At 61.1% G+C, this 9,162-nt stretch carries 6 protein-coding genes, 1 rRNA gene and 1 pseudogene; 5 read left to right on the forward strand and 3 right to left on the reverse strand.

Annotation, left to right across the window (positions count from 1 at the left end; translation table 11 throughout):
- From rrf to L9Z73_RS19210, 4 genes are all read left to right on the forward strand, one after another.
- Positions 1-80: ribosomal RNA gene (rrf, locus tag L9Z73_RS31560) — 5S ribosomal RNA — on the forward strand; the annotation flags it as partial.
- Between the two features lie 167 nt (positions 81-247).
- Positions 248-907, forward strand: coding sequence for a paraquat-inducible protein A (locus L9Z73_RS19200; RefSeq protein WP_247404115.1), 660 nt, complete (start codon positions 248-250; stop codon positions 905-907).
- Positions 894-1,517, forward strand: a complete 624-nt coding sequence (locus L9Z73_RS19205) for a paraquat-inducible protein A (RefSeq protein WP_247404118.1) — start codon at positions 894-896, stop codon at positions 1,515-1,517. The genes L9Z73_RS19200 and L9Z73_RS19205 overlap by 14 nt, the downstream gene beginning before the upstream one ends.
- On the forward strand, positions 1,510-3,813 hold the full coding sequence (locus L9Z73_RS19210; RefSeq protein ID WP_247404121.1) for a PqiB family protein: 2,304 nt from the start codon (positions 1,510-1,512) through the stop codon (positions 3,811-3,813). The genes L9Z73_RS19205 and L9Z73_RS19210 overlap by 8 nt, the downstream gene beginning before the upstream one ends.
- Before the next feature lie 253 nt (positions 3,814-4,066).
- On the opposite strand, the gene mksF is transcribed toward L9Z73_RS19210, so the two are convergent.
- Genes mksF through mksB form a run of 3 tightly spaced genes read right to left on the reverse strand, consistent with a single transcriptional unit; the run spans position 4,067 to position 8,878 of the window.
- Positions 4,067-6,907 (reverse strand): Mks condensin complex protein MksF, encoded by a 2,841-nt coding sequence (gene mksF / locus L9Z73_RS19215; RefSeq protein ID WP_247404124.1) that lies wholly within the window; start codon positions 6,905-6,907, stop codon positions 4,067-4,069.
- Positions 6,904-7,611, reverse strand: coding sequence for an Mks condensin complex protein MksE (gene mksE, locus L9Z73_RS19220; RefSeq protein ID WP_247404127.1), 708 nt, complete (start codon positions 7,609-7,611; stop codon positions 6,904-6,906). The genes mksF and mksE overlap by 4 nt, the downstream gene beginning before the upstream one ends.
- Positions 7,601-8,878: an Mks condensin complex protein MksB gene (gene mksB, locus L9Z73_RS19225; RefSeq protein ID WP_247404130.1), complete on the reverse strand. Its 1,278-nt coding sequence runs from the start codon at positions 8,876-8,878 to the stop codon at positions 7,601-7,603. Before mksB ends, mksE begins: the two co-directional genes overlap by 11 nt.
- Positions 8,879-9,026: 148 nt before the next feature.
- Here mksB and L9Z73_RS19230 point away from each other — a divergent pair.
- A pseudogene (locus L9Z73_RS19230) lies at positions 9,027-9,162 on the forward strand (energy transducer TonB); the annotation flags it as partial.

Consider the following 9,162-nt stretch of genomic DNA (forward strand, 5'->3'; position numbering starts at 1 on the left):
ATCCCGAACTCAGTAGTGAAACGATGCATCGCCGATGGTAGTGTGGGGTTTCCCCATGTGAGAGTAGGTCATCGTCAAGATTAAATTCCAGAACCCCTGTTTGCTCACGCAGACAGGGGTTTTGTTTGTCTGCTTGGAAAGTGCGAAGTGGCTTGCGACGATCCGGCATCCGACAAATTTGCACAGTTATTTCTGAACCAGACTACTAGAATAGGCACCTAACCTTTTTAGCGTCCGAGCCCTATCTATGCCCGATCCGGATGATGCCCCCAAGGTGTCGGATTTACCCCTGGACGACCTGGTGGCATGCCATGAGTGCGATTTACTGATGCGCAAACCTGTGCTCGCCCTCGGCGAAAAAGCCCAGTGCCCGCGTTGCGGTTACGAGCTGTACGCGCACCGCCACAACGTCGTCGAACGTAGCCTCGCCTTAGTGCTGGCAGCACTGTTGCTGTACATCCCCGCGAACTTTTTGCCCATCATGCAGCTCAATCTACTCGGGCAGTCCTCAGAGGACACCGTATGGACCGGCGTAGTCGGCCTGTTCGACACCGGCATGCGCGGCGTCGCCGCCGTTGTGTTCCTGTGCAGCATGGGCATTCCCCTGCTCAAGCTGCTCTGCCAATTGGCGGTGTTGCTCAGCATTCGCTGGAACATCGGCCGCAGTTACGGGCTGCTGCTCTACCGCATTTACCATCACCTGAAAGATTGGGGGATGTTGGAGGTGTACCTGATGGGCGTCCTGGTGGCGATCGTAAAACTCGCCGACATGGCCTCCATTACGATTGGCCTGGGCCTGGTCTGCTTCGTCAGCCTATTAATGGTTCAGGTTCTGCTTGAGGTGGTGATGTCGCCCCACCAGATCTGGCAATCACTGTCAGGAGAGGATGATCATGCGGGCGATTGATGCAGGCATTCTGATTTGTACCGAATGCCACGAATTGAACAAGCAAGCGCCAGACACCGATGAGCAAACCTGCACGCGTTGCGGTGCGCTGGTCCATGCCCGTCGTCCCAACAGCCTCACGCGAACCTGGGCTTTGCTGATCACCGCCGCGATTCTCTATATCCCCGCCAACCTGCTGCCGATCATGACCGTCAACTCTCTCGGCCAGGGTGACCCCAGTACCATCATGTCCGGCGTGATCCAGTTGGTGCAGCACGGCATGTTCCCCATCGCGGCGGTGGTGTTCATCGCCAGCATCCTGGTGCCGACGTTCAAGCTAGTGGGCATTGGTCTGCTACTGTTCTCGGTGCAGCGTCACCAACCGCTGTCCGCGCAACAACGGATTATCATGTACCGCTTTATCGAATTCATCGGCCGCTGGTCCATGTTGGATATCTTCGTGATCGCCATCCTGGTGGCGGTTGTAAACTTTGGACGGCTTGCCAGTGTCGAGGCCAATCTCGGCGCAGCGGCGTTCGCCAGTGTGGTGATCTTGACGATGCTTGCCGCTGTAACTTTTGATCCCCGACTGATTTGGGATAACACGGAGTCGGACGACGACCATGAGTGATTTGCCTAAAGCTAAAACCCGCCCGGCCTCCAACTGGTCAGCCATTTGGGTACTGCCCCTGATCGCCCTGATCATCGGCGGTTGGTTGGGCTGGCGTGCCTACTCCCAACAGGGCATCGAGATCCAGGTACGCTTCGAAAGCGGCGAAGGCATCCAGATCAACAAGACCGAAGTGGTCTACAAAGGTATGCCCGTGGGCAAGGTCAAGACTCTGGCCCTGGACGACGAAGGTAACAATCGCGGGGTGATTGCCACCATCGAGATGAACAAGGATGTCGAGCAGTACCTCAAGACCAATACGCGTTTCTGGCTGGTCAAACCCAGCGTCAGCCTCGCCGGCATCACCGGCCTGGAGACTCTGGTGTCGGGTAACTACATTGCCGCCAGCCCTGGCGATGGTGAGTCCACGCGCAAATTCAAGGCGCTGTCCGAAGAACCGCCCTTGTCCGACGCCAAGCCCGGCCTGCACTTGACCATCAAGGCCGACCGCCTCGGCTCGCTCAACCGCGGCAGCCCGGTGTTCTACAAGCAGATCCAGGTCGGTCAGGTCAAAAGCTATCTATTGTCCGAGGACCAGAGCACCGTCGAGATCAAGGTCTACATCGAGCCGACCTACGCCAGCCTGGTGCGCAAACACACGCGTTTCTGGAACGCCAGCGGCATCAGCATCGACGCCAACTTCTCCGGTGTGAAGGTGCGCAGCGAATCCCTCTCCAGCATCGTCTCTGGCGGTATCGCCTTCGCCACCCCGGAGAATCGCAAGGACAGCCCGCCGACCGATCCGAGCCTGCCCTTCCGCCTGTATGAAGACTTCGACGCCGCCGCCGCCGGCATCAAGGTCAAGGTCAAACTCACCGACTTCGAAGGCCTGCAGGCCGGGCGTACCCCGGTGATGTACAAAGGTATCCAGGTCGGCAGCCTGAAAACCCTGAAGATCGATCCGGACCTGTCCAGTGCCAACGCCGAGCTGACCCTCGACCCATTGGCCGAAGACTACCTGGTTCAGGATACCCAGTTCTGGGTGGTCAAACCGTCGATTTCCCTGGCCGGTATCACTGGGCTCGAGGCGTTGGTCAAAGGTAACTACATCGCGGTTCGTCCCGGTGACAAAGGCACTGCACCTCAACGCGAGTACGTGGCTCGGGCCAAGGCACCGCCCTTGGACCTGCGTTCTCCTGGCCTGCACATGGTGCTGTTCACTGACAACCTCGGCTCCCTGGATGTTGGCAGCCCGATCCTCTACAAGCAGGTCAAGGTCGGCTCGGTGCAGAGCTACCAGTTCTCACGCAAAAACAAACAGTTGGTGATCGGTGTCCACATCGAGAAGGAATACGCCAACCTGGTCAATGGCTCGACGCGTTTCTGGAATGCCAGCGGTGTAACCCTGACCGGCGGCCTCACCGGCGGTATCCAGGTTAAAAGCGAATCCCTGGCCAGCCTGATATCTGGCGGTATCGCCTTCGAAACGCCGGAACCGAACGTGCCGCTGAGAAAGCGTATCCCACGTTTCCGCCTGTTCACCGATCGTGACGCGGCGAATCAGAGTGGCACCCTGGTGACTATCAAAGTCGACCGCGCCGACGGCCTGCGCCCCGGTACCCCCGTGCGTTTCAAAGGCCTGGACGTCGGTAAGATCGAGAGCGTCGACCTCAGCGCCGATATGCAATCGGTGCTGCTCGGTGCGCGCATCACCCAGGTCGCGGATCGCATCGCGCGCGTCGGCAGCCAGTTCTGGGTGGTCAAGCCGGAACTGGGCCTGATGAAAACCTCGAACCTGGAAACCCTGGTCACCGGCCAATACATCGAGGTGCTGCCCGCGGTGAAAAACGCCGGGCCACAAAAGAGCTTTGTCGCGCTGGACCAACCGCCCGAAGCCACCCACCAGGAGGCCGGCCTGAGCCTGACACTCAGCGCCGCACGCCGTGGTTCGCTCAAAGAAGGCGTGCCCGTCACTTACCGCGAAGTCACCGTGGGCAAAGTCACCGGCTACGAGTTGGGCCAGACCGCCGACCGCGTGTTGATCCATATCCTGATCGAACCCAAGTACGCGGCATTGGTGCGCAGCGGCAGCCGCTTCTGGAACACCAGCGGCTTTGGTCTCGACTTCGGCCTGTTCAAAGGCGCGACGGTGCGCACCGAGTCCCTGGAAACCCTGGTCGCCGGCGGCATCGCCTTTGCCACGCCCGATGGCGAACGCATGGGCAGCGCCGCACGGCCGCAGCAAACCTTCCCGCTGTTCGACAAGTTTGAAGATGAGTGGCTGACCTGGGCACCTAAGATTCCGCTGGGTAAGTAGACCGAGGCGCGGCTATCGCGGGCAAGCCCCTCCCACAGGTGACCGCATTCCTACAGGATAAACGCAGCCACCTGTGGGAGGGCGCTTGCCCGCGACGCTCCCACCTTCGAGCGCATTCCTACAGGATAAACTCGGTCAAATGTGGGAGGGGGCTTGCCCGCGACGAGGCCCTCAAAAACACCGCCAAACCCCAGCCCACAAAAAAGGCCGCGATCCATAAGATCGCGGCCTTTCTGTCTTTCAGCGCAAACCGTCAGACCTCATCCAGCTCCGGCTCATCCGCCTGCACATTCACCGTCGCCTTCACCGCATCATGGCGACGGATGTACTTCCAGTCCGCCTCATCGATGTAGATCCCATTCGGCCCGCTGCCGCCTTCCAGGTCGATCGCCACCTGGGCGGACACCTGCGGCTTCACACTCGCCAGGATCGGCACGAAGCCCAATTGCAGGCTGGTTTCCAGCAGCGCCGCCTGGTTCTTTTCATCGATGTCGGCCGCTTCATCGAGGTAGTACGGCAAGCGCACACGCCCGGCCTGGTCGCGGTCCATCAAGTGCAGCAACAAATACATGTTGGTCAGCGCCTTGATGGTCATGGTGGTACCGTTGGACGCCGCACCGTCGATGTCGGTGTGAATCACCGGCTGGCCATTCACCTTGGTGATCTCGAACGCCAGCTCGAACAAGTCCTTGAGACCCAACTGGTTATGGTTGGCCGCGACCAGGCGCGCCAGGTATTCCTTGGCCTCTTCGTTCTTGTTGTCCTGCTCGGCGCTCTGGCTCAAGTCGAACACCGACAGGGTTTCGCCTTCTTCGTACTGACCGGCGCTGTGGATGATCTGGTCAATATGCTTGAGCGCTTCCTTGTTCGGCGCGAGCACGATGCGGAAACTCTGCAGGTTCGACACCTGGCGCTTGTTGATCTCGCGGTTGAACAAGGCCAGTTGGTGTTCCAGGCTGTCGTAGTCGCTGCGGATATTGCGCAGGGTCCGCGCGATGTCGGTGACCGCCGCGCGCCGCGCCTTGCCCAGGGTCAGGGCTTCGTCGGTCCGGTGCGCATACGCGTTGATCAGCAGATGCAGGCGCCGCTCCACGTCGTCCTCGCTGTCGAACTTGGCCACGCCCTTGAGGCGTACCTGGGCGTACAGCGCTTCGATCTGGCCATCGGCGCGCAGCAAGCCCTGCCAGCTGTCCTGATAGTCGTTGAGCAGTGGCAGCAGGTTGTCCATGGAATCGTCGACCGGGTCCATGAACGGCGTGCCGAACGGCAAATCCGCCGGCAGCAACTGGCGACGGCGCAACGCGTCATCCAGGGTGCGTTGCTTGGCTTCCATATCGCCGATCTGGCGACCGACCAGTTGCAGCTTGGCCGACAGTTGCTGCACGCGTTCGGTGAACGCATCGCTGGAACGCTTCAATTCATCCTGGGCCGCTTCCATCTGCGCCAGCTGTTCCAGCTTCTCGCCTTCTTCGGCGCTCAGGGTCTGCGCGCGGCGGAAATCTTCCAGCGCCTTTTGCGCGTCCAGCACTTGCTGGTACAGCGCTTCGGTCTGGGTTTTGCTCGCGGCGCGGTCAGAGGCGACCGCCTGCTGCGTCTTGAGCTGCTTGAGTTCTTTTTCCAGACGCTCTTTCTGGTCGCGCAAGGCTGCGCGATCCGCCAGGGCCTGCAAGGCAGGTGGCTCGATGTGGGAGATGTCGATGGACAGCCCCGGCACTTCAAAGCGCTCACCCTTGAACCCATCGAGGATCAGTTCCAGGGATTTGACCCACTGGCCGTCCTCATCCAGCGTGATGCCATGCTCACCCAACGGCAGGCTGAACAACGAACTGTTGAACAGACGCATCAGACGCTCGACATCCTGCTGTGAGAATTCCTCGCGCAGTTTGGCGTAGCTGTTGTTGTCGGCGTGGTCCAGTTGCTGCTTGACCGACTTCAAGCGTTTTTCCAGGTCGCGCAGGCGCTCGTCCAAGTCCTCGGCGCTGAACTGCCGCGACTGCGCCAGGGCGCCGGCGAGTTCATCGTGGGCATCCTTGGCCGCCAGCAGTTGCTGTTCCAGCACCTTGACGTCATCGACCAGCGCAAAGCGATGCTTGAGCACCGACAGCTCGCCCAGCCAACGCTGGATGCCGCTGATTTCGCGCTCCAGGCGCATCAGCTCCTGGGTGCCGCCACGCTGGTTGTTCTGCAGCGCGTCCTGCTCGTTGCGGTAGTGCTCGGCCTGGAGGGTCAGCTCTTCCTTGCGCGCACCGGCGTAGTCCGACCAGGTGCCCAGCAGCGAATCCAGCAGCGGCGACAGGCGATGCAGTTTGCCGCGCAGGATGTCGCGTTGTTTCACGCCATTGGCCAGGGCCTCGACCAGCGGGCCGGCGGCGACCAGCGAGTTGTAGTCCTGCTCCATGCGTCGCACGTCGCGGAAGGCTTCTTCACACGCGGCGATGTAATCGACACTGCCGGAACGCAGGCTGTGCTCGAACGCATCGAGGAACAATTGCTTGAGCTTGGCGGCAGTGATTTCGCGCATGTGCAGCAGGTTGATAAACAGCGCGCGGAAGGTCTTCAGGCTCTGTTCGCTGGTGGAACGCAGCGGGATCAACGTCAGGTCCAGCGGGATCGACGTGTGGCCGCCGACCAGCAAACGGCGTAGTTCATCGGGCTTGAGTTCGTAGGCTTTCAGGCCCTCGCGCTCAAGGTTGGTGAACAGCTCTTTCTGGCGCAGGCAGGTGTCGTTTTTCTGGTAGTGGGCCAGGTCCAGCTTGCCGGCGTAGGCAAAGAACTGGTGACCGAAACCACCGCCCGGGCCGCGTCCGACCACGCCGATCACGTGTGGGCCGTGGGGCAGGGAGACTTCGACGAGGATGTAGCTGGTGTCGGTGGCGAAGTAGAAGCGCCGCGATTGTTCCAGGGTGTACTTGCCGAAACTCATGTCCGACATGCGCGCCAGGATCGGGAACTGCAAAGCGTTGATCGACGCCGATTTACCCAGGTTGTTCGCGCCATACACCGACAGCGGCTCTTCCAGCGGGAACAAACCCAGGCTGTAGCCAGCGGTATTCAATAGGGCGAAGCGGCGGATGCCGTAGCGTTCCTTGCTCATGCATCGGTCTCCTGTTCTTCGGCAATGGCGCGGGCCAGGGCGTCTTCTTCGCTGTCGTCGGCAAAGTCGCTCAAGTCCAGCGGGTCATCGGTTTCCAGCAGTTTTTCGTCGCTGTCTTCGTTGATGATCACCGGCGCCGGCAATGGCAGCACGCTGTGGATGCTGGCCGCGAGGTCGCGGTCCTGCTGCACCGACAGGCACACATCGAGGAAACGGTGCATCGGCGGCAGGAAGCGATAGATGCCGTTGTCTTCGCTGGCAAAACCCAGCTGGGTCATGCGGCGCATGATTTTTTCTTCGAGCTCTTCCTGAGTCTGCACTTCGGCCTGGATAAACAGGTCGCGGTACTTCTCCAACAGCGACGGCAGTTCATCGCGGCCGAGGCTGCCGCCGTCGAGCACGGCAATCGGGTCGCGGCCCTGGTCGGCGAGGTGCTCGACGATGATGAAGGTGAACAACGCCAGGCGTTGCGCGGTCTTGTTCACCTGCGCGCTGGCGATGGCGGAGTCCGGCACGAAATAGTAGAAACCACGCGTATCGCACACCAGCTCAAAGCCCAGGGCCTTGAACAGCGTGCGGTACTGGTCCTGGAAGTTCGACAGTTGCGCGTACAGCTCCGGGTCGCGGCGGCTGACGTGGTAACCCTTGAACAGCTCGCGAAAGATCGGCGCCAGTTGGGACAGTTCGGATAGATCAAGATGCATAAGGGGTGCTCGCAGAATGCTCGGCCGCGTCTGTGCTGGCCGGGAGCAGGGCGAATGAGCGCAGGCTGACCTGATGCTCGTGTGTGTGGTAATCGCGGCGCTCCAGGCGCTCGCGCTTGAAGCGTTTTTCGCGGGACAGGCGCGAGAACCAGTACAGCAATTCGTCGGTGGCGCCGTCCGGTTCCTGTTCCAGCAGCCAGGTCATCAGGTCCGGCATCGGCAGCGCGTCTTCGCAGCGTTCGAGCATTTCCTTGACCGTGCGCGGTGCGCGCTGGGCTTCGCCGGTAGGGGCCTTGTGCGCCTTGGGGAACCGCGCGGGTTTCGGCTCGAAGTTCGCCAGGGCATACACATAGGCTTCGACCTGACTGGCACTGCCGAGGAAGGTGCTTTGCGGCCGGGTAAACATCGGCATCGCGGCCTGCGGCACCGCGTCCAGGCCTTTACGGCGAATGGCCGACAAGGCAAGCGCTGCGCCACGGGTCACGGCGTTGTGCCGACGCGCTTCTTCACGCAATGGCAGCAGCAGCTCGCGGGCGTGACGCAGGGTCAGTTGGGCGCTGGTCTGCATTTCGAGGATGCGCGCGTGGGTGCGCAACAGCATGTCGTCGTCGACCAGATGGCCAAGACGCTGCTGCTCGGTGAGCATGCGCAGCAGCACGTTTTCGACCTTGCGCACGCCTTGTTCGAAGGCGCCGTCGGCGTTTACCAGTTGGATCATCGGTTCGACGTATTCGTCCCAGGTCGCCAGCACTTCGGCGTAACGCTGACGCAACGGAATCTGTCGGTCGCTGGTCTTGGCGCGGTCTGCCACGGCGACGAGGGCTTGCTCGTCGTTGGCGAGCTTTTTCAGCACGTCGCGCACGCGCATGTCCAGCAGGCGCAGTTGACGGGCCAGGTCGTGGCCGTCACGGATGTCGAAGGCGTCCTGGATATAACCGGCCAGGCGCTCGAGGTGGCGCAGGTAGGCTTCGATTTCCAGGCACAGGCCAAGCCGGTGCTCCTTGCGAAGATAGGCCAGGAAGTCGTGGATCTGCGCGTTGAGCTCGAAACGGTTCGGGCTCTTGGCGACAGGCACCAGGATATCCAGGCGAATCCACACGTCCAGCAAGCTGGTGATGTCCTGGGGCGTGCTGTCCAGTTGTTGGGCGGCCAGTTGTGCGCGCAGCTCGCCGAGGCTCAGGGTGCCTTGGTCGAAGTGTTCGCACAGTGGCTCAAGTAAGGCCCAGTGTTCGGCGAGGGCGCGCAGGACGCGCTTGGGTTCGATCATGGGAATGGCCGGCTGGTTGGCGATTAAAAGTCGCGATTGTACTGCATCAGGCGCGGGATTTATCCACAGCCGGTCAGTGCGCAGTGGGCGATTGTTACCGAACAGCGGTAGAATCCCCGCTCTTTACTTATCCACAAGTGGCCGAGCTGTGCTTATCGAGTCCCGACGTCGCGCTTACTTGACCGCCATGCAGGTGGTCAACTGGCTGCCCCGCACCGAACTGCCGTTTGCCGCCCCGTCGCGGCCCGAGCTGCTGCAGGTGCTCGAGCCCGAAGAGGCCTTCG

This window comes from Pseudomonas emilianonis (assembly GCF_023072625.1).
In the GTDB taxonomy this organism is placed as follows: Bacteria; Pseudomonadota; Gammaproteobacteria; order Pseudomonadales; family Pseudomonadaceae; genus Aquipseudomonas; species Aquipseudomonas paraveronii.

Coding starts and splice junctions, on each gene's coding strand:
- L9Z73_RS19200 (WP_247404115.1), top strand. CDS start 248: ATGCCCGATCCGGATGATGCCCCCAAGGTGTCGGATTTACCCCTGGAC.
- L9Z73_RS19205 (WP_247404118.1), top strand. CDS start 894: ATGCGGGCGATTGATGCAGGCATTCTGATTTGTACCGAATGCCACGAA.
- L9Z73_RS19210 (WP_247404121.1), top strand. CDS start 1,510: ATGAGTGATTTGCCTAAAGCTAAAACCCGCCCGGCCTCCAACTGGTCA.
- mksF (WP_247404124.1), bottom strand. CDS start 6,907: ATGAGCAAGGAACGCTACGGCATCCGCCGCTTCGCCCTATTGAATACC.
- mksE (WP_247404127.1), bottom strand. CDS start 7,611: ATGCATCTTGATCTATCCGAACTGTCCCAACTGGCGCCGATCTTTCGC.
- mksB (WP_247404130.1), bottom strand. CDS start 8,878: ATGATCGAACCCAAGCGCGTCCTGCGCGCCCTCGCCGAACACTGGGCC.